Genomic DNA, 16,473 nt, shown 5'->3' with positions numbered 1-16,473 from the left:
AACTCTTGGTCATCGATTCCTCTGGGAAACGTTTTGACCTGATTCCGCTGCCTAGCATGAGGTGATCAACGCACCGTACGACACCGGGGGAGGCCCGGAATGCCCTTGCCCGGCCCCGGGTCGCGCTCGTCCCGCCTGTGGGGCGCCACCGGTCTCGTGGTGGTGCTCGCCGTCTTCGCCGCCGTCGTCCCCTGGCAGGACCCGCCCGCCACGACCACGACCGCGGCAGGACCGCGGCACACCACCGTCGAGGTGTCGCGCGGCGCCTGCGGCCACGGCTGGGACGACGCCCGGCCCGGCCTTCAGGTCTTCGACCTGCGCAACACCTCCGACGTGGCCTCCGAGGTCTACCTGGAGGACCCGGCGAGCAGGGCCGTGTACGGCGAGGTCGAGGGCGTGGGCCCCGGCACGACCCGTTCGCTGACCGTCGACCTCGGCAAGGGCGCGTACGCCTTCCGGTGCGTACCCGACGACGGCGACGCGATCACCGGGCCCACGGTCCGTGTCACGTCGGGCCAGGGCGGCCCCGCGGCCGCCCCCGTCAGCCGGCAGGACCTGGTCCCGCCGTCCATCGCCTACCAGAAGTGGGTCGCCGGAGGCCTCGACCGCGTGGTGCGGCTCACCGGGGACGTGCGCGACGCCGTCGACCGCGGGGATCTTGCCGCGGCGCGGAGGGCCTGGCTGCCCGCGCACCTGGAGTACGAGCGGCTCGGCGCCGCCTACGACGCCTTCGGCGACGCGGACGGGCAGATCAACGGGACGGACGCGGGCCTGCCCGGCGGCGTCGGCGACCCGTCCTTCACCGGCTTCCACCGCATCGAGTACGGGTTGTGGCACGGCCGGTCCGCGGGCAGCCTGCGCGCCCCGGCCGGTGCCCTGGTGGCAGCCGTCACCGCGCTGCGCGACAGCTGGTCGCAGACCCGCATGGACCCGGCCCAACTCGGCCTGCGGGCACACGAGATCCTGGAGAACACCGTGCAGTTCGAGCTGACCGGACGGACCGACTACGGCAGCGGCAGCAATCTGGCCACCGCCCGTGCCAACCTCGACGGCACCCGCGAGGTCCTGTCCCGGCTGCGCCCCCTGCTCTCGACGCGGTACCCGGAACTGCCGGAGCTGGACCGCGAACTGGACGAGACGCAGGACACCCTGGACGGGCTCGCCCCGGACGGCGAGTGGACCCCGCTGTCCCGGCTGACCCGCGCCCAGCGGGAGAAGGTCGACGCGGCCCTGGACGAACTGGTCGAACGGCTGGCGTCGGTGGCCACCTTGTGCGAGCCGCGGAGGACGGTGTGAGCTCCGCGGGGCGACCGGGCGGCGGGGGAGTCGGACGGCGCGGCTTCCTGCGCGGCGCGGCTCTGGCCGGTGCCGGGCTCGCCGCCGGCGCCGCCGCGCCGCCCCCCGCCGGCGAGGGCGGTGCGGGCGGTGGCGGCGAAGCGGCCGGCACACCCGTCGCCCCGTTCCACGGCAGGCACCAGCAGTCGGTGATCGCCGCCGCGCGCCGGGTCACCGCGGTCACCGCCCTCGACGTGACCGCCGGCACCCGCGCCGAACTGACCGACCTGCTGCGCACGCTCACCGACCGCGCCCGCGCGCTCACCTCCGGCGGTCTGCCGCGACCGGTCGGCATCACCGGACCGCCCGCCGATTCAGGGCTGCTCGGGGAGCGGGTGCCCGCCGGCGCGCTCGCGGTGACCGTGGGCGTCGGCGGCTCCCTCTTCGACGGCCGTTTCGGCCTCGGCGACCGCAGGCCCCGGCGGCTGACGGCGATGCCCGCATTCCCCGACGACGACCTGCTGCCCGAGTGGTGCCACGGCGACGTCAGCCTGCAACTGCACGCGGACGACACGGACACCGTGCTGCACGCGCTGCGCGACATCACCCGGCACACCCGCGGCGGCATGCAGGTCCGCTGGCGGCTGGACGGATTCAGCAGCCCGCCGCGCCCTGCCGGCACCCCGCGCAACCTCCTGGGGTTCAGGGACGGCACGGCCAACCCGGACCCCTCCGACGCCCGCGAGATGGACCGCCTGGTGTGGGTGGGGCAGGGCGCCGGTGAGCCGGACTGGGCGGTCGGCGGAAGCTACCAGGTGGTCCGGCTGATCCGGATGCTCGTGGAGTTCTGGGACCGGGTCTCGCTCCCGGAGCAGGAGCGGATGTTCGGCCGGGCCCGGGAGTCCGGGGCGCCGCTCGACGGCAACCACGAGCGGGACGCCCCCCGTTACGCGGACGACCCCAAGGGCGACGTCATACCCCTGGACAGCCACATCCGGCTCGCCAACCCCCGCACCGCGGGCACCTCCGACCAGCGCATCCTGCGGCGCCCCTACAACTACGACCGGGGCGCGGACTCCAACGGCAACCTCGACATGGGCCTGATCTTCTGCAGCTACCAGCAGGACCTGGCCCGCCAGTTCGAGGCCGTGCAGCACCGTCTGGCGGGCGAACCGCTCGTGGACTACATCAAGCCCTTCGGCGGAGGCTACTTCTTCGCCCTGCCCGGTGTGCGGGACGCGGACGACTGGTACGGGCGCGCCCTGCTCGGCTGAACCCTGCCCGCACCGTCCGGGCACCGCAGGTGCCCCGGGTCAACTGGTGGTCAAGTTTTGGCCCGGCTTCCCTGACCCTGTGTTCATCCCGTGGCCATCAACGCTCCGGTATCAGGCCGTTCTGCGGGCGGAGTATCCGAGAACGTACGCCAAGGCAACGATCCTCCGCGGAGCGTGAGAGAACATGATCAGCAGGCAGAGACGAGCGGCGATGCGGAGCCTGGGGGCGCTTGCGGGCGCCGCCGCGCTCACCGTGCTCGGCGGGAGCGCGGCCACCTGGGCCGCGACACCCACCAGGCACCATCCCGCCCCCTCGACGGCCACGCCCATCAAGCACGTGGTCGTCCTCTTCGACGAGAACGTCTCGTTCGACCACTACTTCGGCACCTACCCCAAGGCCGCCAACACCGACGGCACCACATTCACGGCGGCCAAGAACACCCCCCGGGACGTCGACACCCTGGCGCACGCCGGGCTGCTGACGAAGAACCCCAACCAGTACGCGCCGAAGCGGCTGGCCTCCTCGCAGGCGCTGACCTGCGACCAGAACCACAACTACGGGCCGGAGCAGTACGCCTACAACGGCGGCAAGGCCGACCAGTTCGTGCAGAACACCAACGTGGACACCTGCAGCGGCGGCCTCTTCGGCGAGCCCGGCCTGGTGATGGACTACTACGACGGCAACACCGTCACCGCGTTGTGGAACTACGCCCAGCACTACACCCTGGGCGACCGCTCCTTCAGCTCGGTCTACGGCCCGTCCACCCCGGGCGCGCTCAACCTGATCGCGGGTCAGACGCACGGCGTCACCTCCGTCGACCCGGCCACGGGCACCGAGCACCCGAAGCAGACGTCCACGCCGGACGCCTACACCGTTGCCTCCCCGAACTCCAAGGGCGTCGGCACGGTCATCAACGACCCGGACCCGGCCTACGACGACTGCTCCGACAAGGACCACACCAGCACCAACGCGCTCGGCGCGATGCAGGGCCGCAACATCGGCGACCTGCTCAACGCCAAGAACGTCAGCTGGGGCTGGTTCCAGGGCGGCTTCCGGCCCTCCACCGCGTGGGACGGCAAGCAGGGCGACTACGCCAAGTGCGACACCACGCACGCCAACATCGGCGGCGCGGCGGTCGTGGACTACAGCCCGCACCACTCGCCGTTCGAGTACTTCAAGTCGACGTCCAACCCGCACCACCTGCCGCCCAAGAGCCTCGACGAGATCGGGCACAACGGCCAGGCCAACCACAACTACGACCTTTCGGACTTCGACGCGGTCCTCAAGGCGGGCAAGCTGCCCTCCGTGAGCTTCGTCAAGGCGCCCGAGTACCAGGACGGCCACGGCGCCTACTCCGACCCGATCGACGAGCAGCACTTCCTCGTCCAGCAGATCAACGCCGTGCAGCAGTCGCCGCAGTGGAGCTCCACCGCTGTCGTCGTCGCGTACGACGACTCCGACGGCTGGTACGACCACACCTTCGTCAAGCCGCGCAACGGCTCGAAGGACACCACGGTCGGTTCCAACGGCAAGACCACCGACAGCCCCGCGTGCCAGGCAGGCCCCAAGGCCGCGGGCGGCTACGCGGACCGCTGCGGGCCGGGCACCCGTCAGCCGCTCCTGGTCGTCTCCCCGTACAGCAAGGTCAACAAGGTGGACCACACGCTGACGGACCAGTCCTCGATCATCCGTTTCGTCGAGGACAACTGGCGCACCGGGCGGGTCGGGGACCACTCCTTCGACGCCACGGCCGGCTCGCTCACGGGCATGTTCGACTTCCGGCACCCGAACAACAAGCAACTGGTGCTGAACACGGACGGCTCGGTCAAGTCCTACGGCCCGATCCGGCACGTGGCACCGGTCCGCACCAGCATCACGCCGGGGCCGGCCATGAGGACCACCGCCGCGACCAGCGACGCCCCGGCGTTCCCGGCGCTGCCGGTGGGCCTGGCCGTCGGCGCGCTGCTGGCCGCCGGTGGCACCGGCACCTGGTTCACGGTCCGGCGCAACCGGCGCACCGCCGCCTGACGCGGCCGCGCCGGCCGATGCGACGGTCGCTGTGACGGAGGGCCCGCTGTGGAGGCGGGCCCTCCGTTCGTGTTCGGCGTCAGTCCGCCACGGCGCAGTCGGGGCACCGCCCCCAGAAGGTGACGGCGGCCTCGTCGACCGTGTACGTGTCGGGGAGACCGGGGTCCAGGCACGGCGCACGGCCCACGGCGCACTTCACGTTGCGGATGCTGCCGCAGGACCGGCAGACGAAGTGGTGGTGGTTGTCGCCGCTCTCGGTCTCGTACCGGCCGGGGTGGCCCGGGATCAGGGTGCAACGGACGAGCCCCGCGTCCACGAGGGCGCGCAGGACGTTGTAGGTGGCCTGCAGGGAGAGGCCTCCCGTGACACGGCCGGCCACCTCACGCAGGGTCTCGGCGTCGGCGTGGCCAGATGACTCGTCCACGGCCATGAGCAGCGCGATGCGCTGCGCCGTCACCCGCAACCCCGCCGCGCGCAGCCGGGCGGTGGCGGCGGCCATGGGTTCGACGGCGGTCACCGGTGACTCTCCGTGCCGGCCGGGGACCCATCGGGCCGGCGGTGCAGCTCGAACCACACGGCCTTGCCCACGGGGGTGCTGTCGGAGCCCCAGCGTGCGGAGAGCTGTTCCACGAGCGCCAGCCCGCGCCCGCTCTCGTCCTCGGAACCGGCCCTCATGACCTGGGGCAGGTCCGGACTTCCGTCGATGACGACGCAGCACACGGTGTCGCCCAGGAGCACGCAGTTGAGCGCCAGCGGTGCGCGAGCGTGCCGCAGAGCGTTGCCGACCAGTTCGCTGACCAGGAGTTCCGCGGTGTCCGCGACATCGTCCAGGCCCCACTGGTGAAGCGCCCCGCGGACCGCCGCGCGCGCATGGTGGCAGGCCTGACTGGACCAGGGCAGGGCCCAGGAGCCCACGGCCGCGGACGGCGTGGATTGCGGTCCGTGGTCGCCGGAACAAGGGATATGGGAGGGAAGGAGTGCGGCGTCCATGATCAACACCTGCCCAGGGGATGGATGGGCAAGGAAGCCTCAAATGCGACATTACTACTTTTCTGGAGTGGGTCAAGTGAAGTGACTACCTCCTCGATAGGTGTCGCTCCAGTTGCTGGAGAGCGCCTGATGATTACTCCACGTCATGGTTCGCGGAGGTGTCCGGAATCCGGGGTCGGCCGGCGGCCGGCATTGCCGTGGGCGGGTGCGGGTCCGCCAACGGCATGCTCTTGGATGTGGGCATGACCGTTCACGACACCGCCCGGCGCCTGCCCGGCATCCCTGTACTCCGTGACCACTGCCGTGCGTTGGCCATGCTGGATGCGATCCTCAGCCCCGAGTGGGCGGACCGTTACTACTCCTTCGACTCCCGGTGGTCCGGGACCGAGGAAATGGCCTCGATGCGGAACGGCTCAGGCGACGAGTACGCGATCGTCTTCTCGCCGGCGGGCGCCTACGTCTGCGGGTTCGCCCATGACTCGCACATGAGCCCCTATGCGGCCGACGGCCCCTGGCCGGGTGTCCTCGACGAGGTGCCCGAGGTCTTCCGCCCGTACGTCGATGAGCCGGCGTTCTCGGACGAGGACGGCACTCCGGTGGTGACCGTCTGTATGTGGCGGCAGCCGCAGGACGACGCGTGGCGGGCGGGGACGATCGACTTCCCCGAGGACGGGACGGACGACCCGGACGGTGCGGGCGCTCTTTTCGCTTTGCTGGCCGACCGCTCGGCAGAGGCCTATCGGGAGTTCGCCGAGGACTACTACGAGCGCGCGGTCGACCTGGAGGCCGTCCGACATGTCCATGACCTGCGCCCGCTGACCGGCGACGTGATCGCTGCGCTCAACCCGGACGTGGACCCGGCCGATCTCGTCAAGGACATCGAGCAGATCGGCTATCCGCGCGGCTGAGCACCCGCCCCGGCACGAGCCCGGGCCTCCGCGGCGGCCTTGACGGCGGCCGGCCGTATCCCGTGCTGCGCACTGAGTTTGCGGGGACTGAACAGGAGGCGGACGAGCGGGGCCGCCATCGACTCCTCGATGCGCAGGACGGTCCCGCCGTCCGGCGTCGCCGTGAGCACCTGGCGGTCCACCGCCTTGACGCCCATGGCGACGCCGGTCCGGGTGAGTTCTCGCCCCTCGTCGACCACGGCGAAGCGGGACCTGATGTTTTTCCGGCCCATGGCCCAGATGAACTCGGCGCCGCGGGTCGCGCCGTCGTCGAGCCGCACGACACGGCGGCCGGGCGGCACGGACGACCGGCCGGAGGGGTCGGCGATGATCCGCCGGACCCGCTCCGGCGGCGCCTCGATCCGCACCTCGGACATGCTCACGACCGGCGCGTCGGCGTCGATGCGCCGGCGCTTGGCGAGCTGGTCGTGGAGGACCTGCCGGCTCGGGCCGTGGTAGAGCAGTTTCATGGCGAACCCCATTCATGAACGTTGACGCATGCTTCGGACTGTGAGCAATGCTCTCGTGGTGCATTGATCAGAGTCAAGAGCAGTGCTCTCGAACGGGTGAGACGAAGTTCGCCGGGCAACCGCCGGCGCTGAGGTGGCGGTGGGGTGGCGGTGGGGTCAGCCCGTGCCGCTGATGCTCTCCGGAGCGATGACGAAGAGGACGCGCACCTGGTCACGCCCGCCGAACCATGCGTAGGGCCCGCCCGTGTACTTCTGGGACAGCTTCTCGATGTGCTCCGCGGCGCCGTCGGTCGTCACCTCGATCACGCGCCCGCGGACCTGGAAGTAGCGGGACGGGTGGTCGGGGTCCGAGATCGTCACCGCCACGCGCGGATCCCGCTGGATGTTCCGGGTTTTCACGTGGGTCTGGACGCTGTTGACGAGCACGTGCTCGCCATCGGTGTCGACCCAGGTCTGGGTCAGCTGCGGCGAGCCGTCCGGCATCGTCGTGGCGAGGTAGCACGTGCTGGGGCGGTTCAGCAGATCGAGCAGTGCGGCGGTGAGCTTCACAGTGATCCCTCGGTGCGGTGGTTTCCGGCGGGCGCAGCCTACGGGTCGCCCGGTCCGCCCCCGGACGGCTCCCCCCCTGCCGCCTCATCGTCGGCGCCTGCCCGGGCGCCCCTGCCCCGTGTCGCCCCCTCGCCGGGGGCCGCGGTTCCGGGGCGGCGCTCAGATGGTCTTGTTCTGGCCGCCGTCGATGAGGAACTCGGCGCCGGTGATGTTGGCCGCCACCGGCGAGGCCAGGAAGAGCGCGAGGTCGGCGACCTCGTGCGGCTCGGTGATCCGGCCCGTGCTGATGCCCATGCTCTGCGGCACGACCACGTCGAGGGCCTCTTGTGCCGTGGTGCCGGCGGCGCTGGCCGTGGCGTCGGCGAAGGCGCCCGGGGCCGTCCAGAACGGGGTGCGGACCGGCCCCGGGGAGACCGCGTTCACGCGCACGCCGCGGGGCGCGAACTCCTCCGACAGTGCCTTGGTCAGGCTGGTCAGTGCGGCCTTCGCCGCCGAGTAGTCCACGACCATGGGAAAAGGCAGCCGGGCGTTGATCGAGCTGATGTTCACGATCGAGGCGCCTTCGGCCGCGAGCAGGTGCGGGAGCGCCGCGCGGCTCGTGCGCACCGCGCTGAAGAAGGTCAGGTCGAAGATCCGCTGCCACTCGGCGTCGCCCACCTCCAGGAAGCCGGAACGGGCGTCCGCGCCGCCGAGGTTGTTGACGAGGATGTCGATCCGGTCGTGCTGCTCCACGGCGCGCCGCACCAGCGTCTCGGCCCCTTCGGCGGTGGACAGGTCGACCGGGACGACTGTGACGTCGTAGGTGTCGCGCAGCGCGTCGAGTTCGGGGGTGGAGCCGCGGCTGCCCGCGACGACGCGGACCCCTTCCCGGCCCATCGCCTCGACGATGGCCAGGCCGATGCCCTTGCTGGCCCCGGTGACGACAGCGACCTTGTCCTTGAGGCGCAGTTCCATGACATGTCCTTTTCTGGATTGATTGATAAACAATGACGGTACGGTGAGCTGCGGGCGGGCGCCAGTGCAGCGCCGCCACTGTGGCGAGGGAGTGCGGGGGAGGAGGTCAGTCCAGGCTGCGCAGCGCGGTCGCGACCGCGTCCTGCGTGAACGTCCGGCCGAGGCGTGCCTGGCCGACGACGCGGAGGCCCTGGACGAAGGTGGTCAGGAAGCGCGCCAGTTCCACCGGATTCTTGTCCTGGGACAGTTCGCCACGGGACTTCGCCCGTTCCAGGGCGCCCGCCAGGGCCGACTCGACCGAGCGCATGGCGGCCGCGACGCGGTCCACCGTGTCGGGGTCGTCGCCGCGCTCGGTGGCGGCGTTGACGACGAGGCACCCCCGGCTGGGGTCGGCCAGATCGGCCTCGACCATCTCCGTGAGCACCTGGTGCACCGCGGGCCGGATCTCGGTCGCGTTCTCCAGGATCTCCGTCAGGCCTCCGGCCTGCTGTGAGCAGTACCGTTCCAGGGCTCTGGCGTAGAGCTGCTCCTTTGACCCGAAGGCGGAGTACAGGCTGCCGCTTCCGATCGACAGTTCCTTGAGCAGGTCCTGCAGGGACGTCTCGGCATAGCCGCGGCGCCAGAACAGGTCCATCGCTCGATCGATGGCCTGGTCGGTGTCGAACTCCCGGGTGCGTCCCATGGTGCCCACCGTAGCACGGTTGTGGATTGATCGATAAAAAATCTTCGCGGCCCGGCCCCTTGCGGCACTACCGGCCCTAATTCGGTTGCCCGCCGCGCGCGCCCTCTGCTGCACTGCCCGGGAAAGACCGATTCGACCCAGGAGAAGTGATCATGCGGGGACTGTCGATGTCCATTCAGCCGGGAATCATCGCCTACGCGAAGGACACGACGTTCCATGCACGTGCTGAACCTGGGAATCCTGGCGCATGTTGACGCCGGAAAGACCAGCCTCACCGAGCGGCTCCTGCACGCCGCCGGCGTCATCGACGAGATCGGCAGCGTCGACGACGGCAGTACCCGGACCGACTCCATGGCGCTGGAACGACAGCGCGGCATCACCATCAAGTCCGCCGTCGCCTCCTTCGGGATCGGCGACATCACGGTCAACCTGATCGACACGCCCGGTCACCCCGACTTCATCGCCGAGGTCGAGCGGGTGCTCGGCGTTCTCGACGGCGCTGTGCTGGTCGTCTCGGCTGTCGAGGGCGTCCAGGCCCAGACCCGCGTCCTGATGCGGACCCTGCGGCGGCTGCGCATCCCCACCCTGGTGTTCGTCAACAAGACCGACCGCACCGGGGCCCGCTGCGACGCGGTCCTGCGGGCCGTCACCGGCAAGCTCGCCGCCACCAGTGTCGCGATGTGCCGCGTCGAGCACCCGGGCACGCGGACCGCGCGCACCGTCGCGTACACAGCGGACGACGCGGACTTCACGGCCCGGCTGGCCGAGGTCCTCGCCGACGGCGACGAAGCACTGCTCGCCGCCTATGTGAACGAGGCCGCCCTCCCGTACGGCCGGCTGCGCGCCGCGCTCGCCGAACAGACCCGCCGGGCACAGGTCCACCCGGTGTACTTCGGCTCCGCGATCACCGGTGCGGGCGTGGACACCCTGGTCGACGGCATCACCGAGTTGCTGCCAGCCGCCGGGGGCGACACCAGGGGCCCTGTTTCGGGCACCGTCTTCAAGGTGGGCCGGGGGCCCGCCGGGGAGAAGATCGCCTACGTCCGCATGTTCTCGGGCACCCTCGGCGTCCGGGACCGGGTGCGCTACGGCGCACAGGGGGAGGAGGGCAAGGTCACCGCGGTCAGCGTCTTCGACCAGGGGACCGATGCCCCGTCGCCTTCGGTGTCCGCGGGGCGGATCGGCAGGCTGTGGGGGCTCGGCGGCGTCCGTATCGGCGACACCATCGGCGAGCCGGACAGCGCGCCACCAGGAGGCGGCCGCCACTTCTCCCCGCCGACCTTGGAGACGGTCGTGGTCCCGTGCCGGAGCGCCGACCGGGCCGCACTGCACCTGGCGCTCAGCCGCCTCGCGGAACAGGACCCGCTCATCGACCTGCGGCAGGACGACGCCCGCCGGGAGCTGTCCGTGTCGCTCTACGGCGAGGTGCAGAAGGAGGTCATCCAGGCGACCCTGGCGGACGATTTCGGCGTGGACGTCACCTTCCGCGAGACGACGACGATCCACATCGAACGCCCTGAGGGCACCGGTTGCGCCGTCGAGATCCTGCACGCCGACTCCAACCCGTTCCTGGCGACCGTTGGACTGCGCGTCGATCCCGCGCCCGTCGGCAGTGGCGTGGACTTCCGGCTGGAGGTCGAACTCGGCTCCATGCCCCCTGCGTTCATCCGCGCCGTCGAGGAGAGCGTCCATGCGGTGCTGCGGCGCGGCGGGCTCCACGGCTGGCAGGTCACCGACTGCACGGTCACGATGACGCACTCCGGGTACGCCGCCCGTCAGAGCCATGCCCATGCCGTCTTCGACAAGAGCATGTCCAGCACGGCCGGGGACTTCCGCGGTCTGACCGCACTGGTGCTGGCGCGCGCCCTGCGGCAGGCCGGCACCAGGGTGTACGAGCCCGTGCACCGCTTCGGCCTCGAGATCCCGGCGGACGTCTACGGCACGGTCCTGCCGGTGCTCGGACGGCTGCGCGCGGTGCCGCGCACCTCGTCCCCGCACGGGGCCTCGTACGTCGTCGAGGGCGACATCCCCGCCGCGTCCGTCCACGCCCTGGAGCAGCGGATGCCGTCGCTCACCCGCGGCGAGGGCGTGCTGGAGTACGAATTCGACCACTACCAGGAGGTGGCGACTCCCCCGTCCTCCGGAGACGGACGCCGCTCCTGACCCGCGGCGCGGACACCACGCCGGGGACGCGTGATGTGGTGCCCCGTCCCATGTCGGGCACGGGACGGGGCACTTACCGTCCGACACCATGACCACACACGCAGCCGAACATCGCACGGGCCGCCTGCGCGCGGTCCTGCTCGTTCTGATCGCGGCGCTCGCCGCCGCCTTCCTGCCACCCGCCACCGCCCGGGCCGCGGGCACGATCGAGGAGGTGACCGGCTTCGGCAGCAATCCCGGCGCGCTGAAGATGTACCGGTACGTCCCCGCCGGACTCCCCCAGGGGCGCCCCGTCGTCGTCGCCCTGCACGGCTGTACCCAGAACGCCCGCGACTACGGGACGCAGAGCGGATGGACGACCCTCGCCGACCGGTGGGGCTTCTCGGTCGTACTACCGGGCCAGACCACCGCCAACAACATCAGCCAGTGCTTCGACTGGTTCCAGCCCGGCGACATCGCCCGCGGTCAGGGCGAAGCCGCGTCCATCCGGCAGATGACCGCGCGCCAGATCACCGACACGGCCGCCGACCCCGCGCGCGTCTACGTGACCGGGCTCTCCGCGGGCGGCGGCATGACCGCGGTCATGATGGCCGCGTACCCGGACGTGTACGCGGGCGGAGGGGTCGTCGCCGGACTGCCCTACGGGTGCGCGCAGGCCGCGGGTTCGCCGTACGTGTGCATGTACGTCGGCGCGACGCAGACACCCCACCAGTGGGGCGACCGCGTGCGCGCCGCCTACCCCGGGTACACGGGGCCGTGGCCGAAGCTGACCGTCTTCCAGGGAACGGCCGACTACACCGTCAAGCCCGCCAACATGGACGACCTGGTGAGGCAGTGGACGGATGTCCACGGCGCGGACCAGAGTGCCGACGCGAGCGACACCGTCGCCGGCTTCCCGCACCGTACGTACAACGACCCCTCCGGTGCGCCGGTCGCGGAGACGTACAGCATCACCGGCATGGGGCACGGACAGCCCGTCGACCCCGGAACCGGTGCGACCCAGTGCGGGACGGCGGCGGCCTACATCCTCGACGTCAACCTCTGTGCCGCCGGGAGGCTCGGCCAGAGTTGGGGGCTGGGCTGATCATCGCGGCCCGGGTCACCCACCTGCCATCGCCGCCAGCTTGCTGACGGTGTTCCAGTTGCGGGCCGTGGCCGTCAGGCCCAGTCGCTTCTCCCAGAAGGAGTGCGAGAGGCGGGTCTTCTGCACGCCTTCCGGGCAGTGCACGTAGATCTCCCGCTCGCCCGGGCGGAACTCGTCCGGGGCGAAACCGGCGGGGTCGAGGCCGGAGATCCGGTCCGCTTCGACCGGGCCGGACAGAAAGGTGACGAGGAAGCGCGCCGGGTTGACGCCGGTCATGTCGAACGGATTGCGTTCGATCACCGTGCGCAACTCGGCGGCCTCGCGCACCACACAGGGAACGTCGCGGCCGAACTCGGCACGGATGGCCCTCTCCAGCTCCGCGGCGAGTGCCGCCGGATCGGCGAGGTGGTGGTCGAACAGCGCGTTGCCGCTCTGGAGGTGGGTGCGCACCGCGGTGGCGCCGATGCCCTCGAGCAGCACCCGCAGATCCTGCATGGGGAGCCTGGTCGTCGGCCCGACATTGATCCCGCGCAGGAGTGCCACGTATCCGGTCACGAGGCCACATTAACCGCGGGCTCGCGGGAGGTACCCACTTTCGGAGGACCGGTGGCCCGGCGGAACGGTTCGGCACCCCGCGGCACCGCTACGTTCGCGTGCATGAGCACGAACAGTCACCGGCCTTCCGTGACCGAGCTGCGGCTCTCCGCCTTCAAGTCGCACCGCGGCGCGAGCTTCCCGCTCGGCCCGCTCACGCTGCTCGCCGGGCCGAGCGGATCGGGCAAGTCGAGCGTGCTGGAGGCGCTGGGCGTGCTCGGGCAGCTTGCCGCCGGGGAGGAGCTGGACGCGGTCTTCGACGGGGTGCGCGGGGGAGTCGCGGCGTGTGTGCCGGACGGCGCCCAGCCCGACGCCGAGGGCCGGCGCGGATTCCGTATCGGCTGTACGGTGACCGGTTCCGTCGGACCGGTGCAGCTCGATGTCGCCGTGCAGACCGAGCCCGAACTGCGCATCGTGGGCGAGCGGTTGGTCGGCGCCGGCGAGACGCTGCTCTCCACGGCACTGCGTGATCCCGGCCGGCGCCAGGTCCAGGCGGCCTGGCACACGGCGGGACTGGTCCCGGTCACCCGGGCACCTCTGCCGGACGACCGGCTGGCCACCTCGCTGCTGCCGCTGCGCGTCGCGGGGACCACGGACGGGCAGCGCCTGGTGCTGGCGGCGGCCGAGCAGGTCGTGCTCGCGCTGCGCGGGGTCTTCCCCGTCGACCCGCGTCCGCAGGGCATGAGGTCGCCCGCCGCGGTGTCGGACGGGATGCTGCGCGGTGGCTGCGACAACCTCTCGGCGGTGCTGCGCCGCACGCAGGGCGAGTGCCGCACCCGGCACGCGGCGCTGGTGGGCGCCCTGCGGGAGGTATGCAGGCCGCCCGTGGAGGGACTGACCGTGGTCCCCGGTGAGCGGCCGCAGCCGGGTCCTGACAGCGTGCTCGCGGCGATCGACCGGGGGTCCTTCGGGCTGGTGCCGGTGGACCGGCTCGGTGACGGGGAACTGCGATTCCTGGCCCTGGCCCTCGTCCTGCTCACCGGACCGGGTGTGCTGGAGGTCGACACGAGCGGCGAGGTGCCCGACGCGGTCCAGGTGCTGACCGTCCTCGCCGACGGCCTGGACGGGGGACTGGACCGGGCGCAGTCGCGGAAACTGCTCGACCTCGCGTGGCAGGTGGCCGAGCGCGGTCACATCCGGCTGGTGGGGACGGTCCACGACGAGACGGTGGCGGAGGGCGCCGAGGGCGTGACGCTGCTGCGCCTCGGGGTCCCGGCGGAGGACCGGGAGCGCGTCCCCCTCCAGGGAACAGGGCCGGAGCCGGAGCGCACCGGCGCGGCGATGCGGTAGACCTTCCCGTGTGACCGAGGATCTGCAGGCCCTGCAGCGCCGGCTGACCGCTTTCGCGGCGGCCCGGCACTGGGAGGGCTACCACACGCCGAAGAACCTGGCCGTGGCGCTGAGCGTCGAGGCGTCCGAGCTGCTGGAGATCTTCCAGTGGCTCACGCCCGAGGAGGCGGCGCGGGTGATGGAGGACCCGCAGAGCGCACACCGGGTCCGGGACGAGGCCGCGGACGTCCTCGCGTACCTCCTGCAGTTCTGCGAGGTGCTGGGCGTCGATCTGCCGGCCGCGCTCTCGGCGAAGATCGACCGGAACGAACTGCGCTTCCCGCTGCCGGGCGCGTCGCTGGAGCCGGAGCGGCCCGCGGCGGCCGAGCAGCCCGGGAACGCGCCGGACGCGGAGGGGCTCGGCGGCTGAGGCCGGCGGGACATCCCGCCGTCCACGGCGAGCGGGAGGTCCGGCGGCCTGCTGTCGGCCTTCACTCGGTCGAGTGAGCGAGTTTTCCACAGGCGCGATGTTGTCCACAGTTCCGCCCCGGGCCCTTTCGCGGAGGGTCGCCGTCCATCACGCTGGGTGACCACGGGAGTTCTCGTGAGCTGAGGCGGAGGTGCGACATGGACGCGGTACGACTGATCCGGGCGACCCGGCGCGCGTTGCAGGGCGGCGGCGCGGAGCGTGACCTGATGGCCGAGGCCTGGCAGGCCCAGGCGCTGACGCAGGCGATCGGCAGCCATCTCGCCCTGCACGGGGCCCCGGAACTGCGGACACTGGGCTTCTGGGTCTGCGAGGCCAGCGGCCGGGCGTGCGGTTCGACGGGGCCGCCCGGGGCGAGTGCCGGGCCGCTGCGTGCCGCGATACTCACCGAGGTCCGCGAGCCGGCGGGTGCGCTGCGCGAACTGCGCGAGTTGCTGGCGGAACTCTGCATGGCCCTGGTGTCGGTCGCGTGCACGGCCGAGTCCGAGACCGAGTACTGGCAGTGCATCGAGGCGGTCGACGCCGCCGACGAGTCCAAGGACCGGGTCGGCGCCCTGCTGCGCGCGGTCGAGTCGTCGCAGCGGCACAGCGTGTGATCCGCGACGGCGCGGGACGGGATTCGCGGTCGCGCGGCCCATGGCACCGGCAACGCGACTTTTTCTGAGCTGAGTTGGCCGACATTTGCCTCACCGTGGACCGTGTCGCGATCGCGGAGCCACGGGTCGGCGATCACTTTCGCGGTACGAGGTGCAGGATGGAAGCATGGATCTTCGAATTTTCACGGAGCCCCAGCAGGGGGCCACCTATGACACCCTTCTCACCGTCGCCAAGGCCACGGAGGACCTCGGCTTCGACGCGTTCTTCCGCTCCGACCACTATCTGAAGATGGGCGGCGCGGACGGTCTGCCCGGGCCCACCGACGCGTGGATCACCCTGGCCGGCCTCGCCCGTGAGACCTCCCGCATCCGGCTCGGCACGCTGATGACGGCGGCCACCTTCCGGCTGCCGGGCGTCCTGGCCATCGAGGTCGCGCAGGTGGACCAGATGTCCGGAGGACGCGTCGAGCTGGGCATCGGGGCCGGGTGGTACGCGGAGGAGCACGCCGCGTACGGCATCCCGTTCCCGAAGGCGAAGTTCGCGCGCCTGGAGGAGCAGCTCGCCGTCATCACCGGACTGTGGTCCACGCCCGTCGGGGAGACCTTCGACTTCGACGGCAAGCACTACACGCTCAAGGACTCGCCCGCCCTGCCCAAGCCGGCCCAGGCCAAGGTGCCCGTCCTCATCGGCGGCCACGGCGCCGAGCGCACGCCGCAGCTCGCCGCCCGCTACGCCGACGAGTTCAATCTGCCCTTCGGCTCGCTGGAGGACACGGCCCGGCAGTTCACCCGGGTGCGGAAGGCGGCCGAGGAGCACGGCCGCGGCAAGGACGACATCGTCTACTCCAACGCCCTGGTGGCGTGCGTCGGCAAGGACGACGCCGAGGTCGCCCGCCGTGCCGCCGCCATCGGCCGCGATGTCGACGAGCTCAAGGCCAACGGCCTGGCCGGTTCGCCCTCCGAGGTCGTCGAGAAGATCCACCGCTACGCGGAACTCGGCGCGAGCCGCTTCTACCTGCAGATCCTCGACCTGTCCGACCTCGACCACCTGGAACTGATCGCCTCGGGCGTCCAGCCGCAGCTGGGCTGACGGGCACCGTTCCGCCCACC

17 protein-coding genes are annotated in these 16,473 nt (G+C 71.5%); 10 read left to right on the top strand and 7 right to left on the bottom strand.

The window, feature by feature from the left end; all coding sequences use genetic code 11:
• Positions 1 to 99 precede the first annotated feature (99 nt).
• From PV364_RS08260 to PV364_RS08250, 3 genes are all read left to right on the top strand, one after another.
• On the top strand, positions 100 to 1,296 hold the full coding sequence (locus PV364_RS08260; protein WP_319659073.1) for an EfeM/EfeO family lipoprotein: 1,197 nt from the start codon (positions 100 to 102) through the stop codon (positions 1,294 to 1,296).
• On the top strand, positions 1,293 to 2,549 hold the full coding sequence (gene efeB / locus PV364_RS08255) for an iron uptake transporter deferrochelatase/peroxidase subunit (RefSeq protein WP_319659072.1): 1,257 nt from the start codon (positions 1,293 to 1,295) through the stop codon (positions 2,547 to 2,549). The genes PV364_RS08260 and efeB overlap by 4 nt, the downstream gene beginning before the upstream one ends.
• A gap of 184 nt (positions 2,550 to 2,733) precedes the next feature.
• Positions 2,734 to 4,578 carry an alkaline phosphatase family protein gene (locus PV364_RS08250; RefSeq protein WP_319659071.1) on the top strand — a complete coding sequence of 615 codons (1,845 nt, stop codon included), beginning with the start codon at positions 2,734 to 2,736 and terminating at the stop codon, positions 4,576 to 4,578.
• A 79-nt stretch (positions 4,579 to 4,657) separates the two neighbouring features.
• Here PV364_RS08250 and PV364_RS08245 read toward each other — a convergent pair whose 3' ends face one another.
• On the bottom strand, positions 4,658 to 5,095 hold the full coding sequence (locus PV364_RS08245; protein WP_319659070.1) for a Fur family transcriptional regulator: 438 nt from the start codon (positions 5,093 to 5,095) through the stop codon (positions 4,658 to 4,660).
• A complete protein-coding gene (locus tag PV364_RS08240) occupies positions 5,092 to 5,568 on the bottom strand; it encodes an ATP-binding protein (RefSeq protein WP_319659069.1) in 477 nt (158 codons plus the stop codon). Before PV364_RS08240 ends, PV364_RS08245 begins: the two co-directional genes overlap by 4 nt.
• A gap of 242 nt (positions 5,569 to 5,810) precedes the next feature.
• Between PV364_RS08240 and PV364_RS08235 the strand changes: the two genes are divergently transcribed.
• Positions 5,811 to 6,476: a hypothetical protein gene (locus tag PV364_RS08235; RefSeq protein ID WP_319659068.1), complete on the top strand. Its 666-nt coding sequence runs from the start codon at positions 5,811 to 5,813 to the stop codon at positions 6,474 to 6,476.
• On the opposite strand, the gene PV364_RS08230 is transcribed toward PV364_RS08235, so the two are convergent.
• The 4 genes from PV364_RS08230 to PV364_RS08215 all read right to left on the bottom strand — a co-directional run bounded on the left by PV364_RS08230 (position 6,461) and on the right by PV364_RS08215 (position 9,170).
• A complete protein-coding gene (locus tag PV364_RS08230; RefSeq protein ID WP_319659067.1) occupies positions 6,461 to 6,997 on the bottom strand; it encodes an SRPBCC family protein in 537 nt (178 codons plus the stop codon). The two genes, PV364_RS08235 and PV364_RS08230, sit on opposite strands and share 16 nt — an antisense overlap.
• 144 nt (positions 6,998 to 7,141) lie before the next feature.
• Positions 7,142 to 7,534 carry a PPOX class F420-dependent oxidoreductase gene (locus PV364_RS08225; protein WP_319659066.1) on the bottom strand — a complete coding sequence of 131 codons (393 nt, stop codon included), beginning with the start codon at positions 7,532 to 7,534 and terminating at the stop codon, positions 7,142 to 7,144.
• 159 nt (positions 7,535 to 7,693) lie between these two features.
• Complete coding sequence (locus PV364_RS08220; RefSeq protein ID WP_319659065.1) at positions 7,694 to 8,488, bottom strand: oxidoreductase; 795 nt, start codon at positions 8,486 to 8,488, stop codon at positions 7,694 to 7,696.
• A 106-nt stretch (positions 8,489 to 8,594) separates the two neighbouring features.
• On the bottom strand, positions 8,595 to 9,170 hold the full coding sequence (locus PV364_RS08215; protein ID WP_319659064.1) for a TetR/AcrR family transcriptional regulator: 576 nt from the start codon (positions 9,168 to 9,170) through the stop codon (positions 8,595 to 8,597).
• 216 nt (positions 9,171 to 9,386) lie between these two features.
• Here PV364_RS08215 and PV364_RS08210 point away from each other — a divergent pair, with 216 nt between their 5' ends.
• Positions 9,387 to 11,333, top strand: a complete 1,947-nt coding sequence (locus tag PV364_RS08210; RefSeq protein WP_319659063.1) for a translation factor GTPase family protein — start codon at positions 9,387 to 9,389, stop codon at positions 11,331 to 11,333.
• An 88-nt stretch (positions 11,334 to 11,421) separates the two neighbouring features.
• A complete protein-coding gene (locus tag PV364_RS08205; protein WP_319659062.1) occupies positions 11,422 to 12,417 on the top strand; it encodes a PHB depolymerase family esterase in 996 nt (331 codons plus the stop codon).
• A 15-nt stretch (positions 12,418 to 12,432) separates the two neighbouring features.
• Here the strand turns inward: PV364_RS08205 and PV364_RS08200 are convergent, their stop codons facing one another.
• Complete coding sequence (locus tag PV364_RS08200; protein ID WP_319659061.1) at positions 12,433 to 12,972, bottom strand: DUF1697 domain-containing protein; 540 nt, start codon at positions 12,970 to 12,972, stop codon at positions 12,433 to 12,435.
• A 102-nt stretch (positions 12,973 to 13,074) separates the two neighbouring features.
• Between PV364_RS08200 and PV364_RS08195 the strand changes: the two genes are divergently transcribed.
• From PV364_RS08195 to PV364_RS08180, 4 genes are all read left to right on the top strand, one after another.
• A complete protein-coding gene (locus PV364_RS08195) occupies positions 13,075 to 14,301 on the top strand; it encodes an AAA family ATPase (RefSeq protein ID WP_319659060.1) in 1,227 nt (408 codons plus the stop codon).
• A 10-nt stretch (positions 14,302 to 14,311) separates the two neighbouring features.
• Positions 14,312 to 14,710, top strand: a complete 399-nt coding sequence (locus tag PV364_RS08190) for a nucleotide pyrophosphohydrolase (RefSeq protein ID WP_319659059.1) — start codon at positions 14,312 to 14,314, stop codon at positions 14,708 to 14,710.
• Positions 14,711 to 14,907: 197 nt separating this feature from the next.
• Positions 14,908 to 15,363, top strand: a complete 456-nt coding sequence (locus PV364_RS08185; protein ID WP_319659058.1) for a DUF6099 family protein — start codon at positions 14,908 to 14,910, stop codon at positions 15,361 to 15,363.
• 166 nt (positions 15,364 to 15,529) lie between these two features.
• The gene (locus PV364_RS08180) at positions 15,530 to 16,453 is read left to right on the top strand and encodes an LLM class F420-dependent oxidoreductase (RefSeq protein ID WP_319659057.1); all 924 of its coding nucleotides are present in this window, start codon (positions 15,530 to 15,532) and stop codon (positions 16,451 to 16,453) included.
• The last annotated feature ends 20 nt before the right edge of the window (positions 16,454 to 16,473 follow it).

Source organism: Streptomyces sp. MI02-7b (assembly GCF_033793585.1).
Classification (GTDB): Bacteria; Actinomycetota; Actinomycetes; order Streptomycetales; family Streptomycetaceae; genus Actinacidiphila.
Note: the sequence above shows the minus strand (reverse complement) of the source record. Positions and strands in the feature narration are given on the sequence as shown.

Excerpts from the sequence above, each read along its gene's own strand:
- PV364_RS08205 (WP_319659062.1), top strand. The coding sequence starts at position 11,422 with ATGACCACACACGCAGCCGAACATCGCACGGGCCGCCTGCGCGCGGTC.
- PV364_RS08250 (WP_319659071.1), top strand. The coding sequence starts at position 2,734 with ATGATCAGCAGGCAGAGACGAGCGGCGATGCGGAGCCTGGGGGCGCTT.
- PV364_RS08185 (WP_319659058.1), top strand. The coding sequence starts at position 14,908 with ATGGACGCGGTACGACTGATCCGGGCGACCCGGCGCGCGTTGCAGGGC.
- PV364_RS08235 (WP_319659068.1), top strand. The coding sequence starts at position 5,811 with ATGACCGTTCACGACACCGCCCGGCGCCTGCCCGGCATCCCTGTACTC.
- PV364_RS08240 (WP_319659069.1), bottom strand. The coding sequence starts at position 5,568 with ATGGACGCCGCACTCCTTCCCTCCCATATCCCTTGTTCCGGCGACCAC.
- PV364_RS08230 (WP_319659067.1), bottom strand. The coding sequence starts at position 6,997 with ATGGGGTTCGCCATGAAACTGCTCTACCACGGCCCGAGCCGGCAGGTC.
- PV364_RS08215 (WP_319659064.1), bottom strand. The coding sequence starts at position 9,170 with ATGGGACGCACCCGGGAGTTCGACACCGACCAGGCCATCGATCGAGCG.
- PV364_RS08220 (WP_319659065.1), bottom strand. The coding sequence starts at position 8,488 with ATGGAACTGCGCCTCAAGGACAAGGTCGCTGTCGTCACCGGGGCCAGC.
- PV364_RS08210 (WP_319659063.1), top strand. The coding sequence starts at position 9,387 with ATGCACGTGCTGAACCTGGGAATCCTGGCGCATGTTGACGCCGGAAAG.
- PV364_RS08260 (WP_319659073.1), top strand. The coding sequence starts at position 100 with ATGCCCTTGCCCGGCCCCGGGTCGCGCTCGTCCCGCCTGTGGGGCGCC.
- PV364_RS08195 (WP_319659060.1), top strand. The coding sequence starts at position 13,075 with ATGAGCACGAACAGTCACCGGCCTTCCGTGACCGAGCTGCGGCTCTCC.
- PV364_RS08180 (WP_319659057.1), top strand. The coding sequence starts at position 15,530 with ATGGATCTTCGAATTTTCACGGAGCCCCAGCAGGGGGCCACCTATGAC.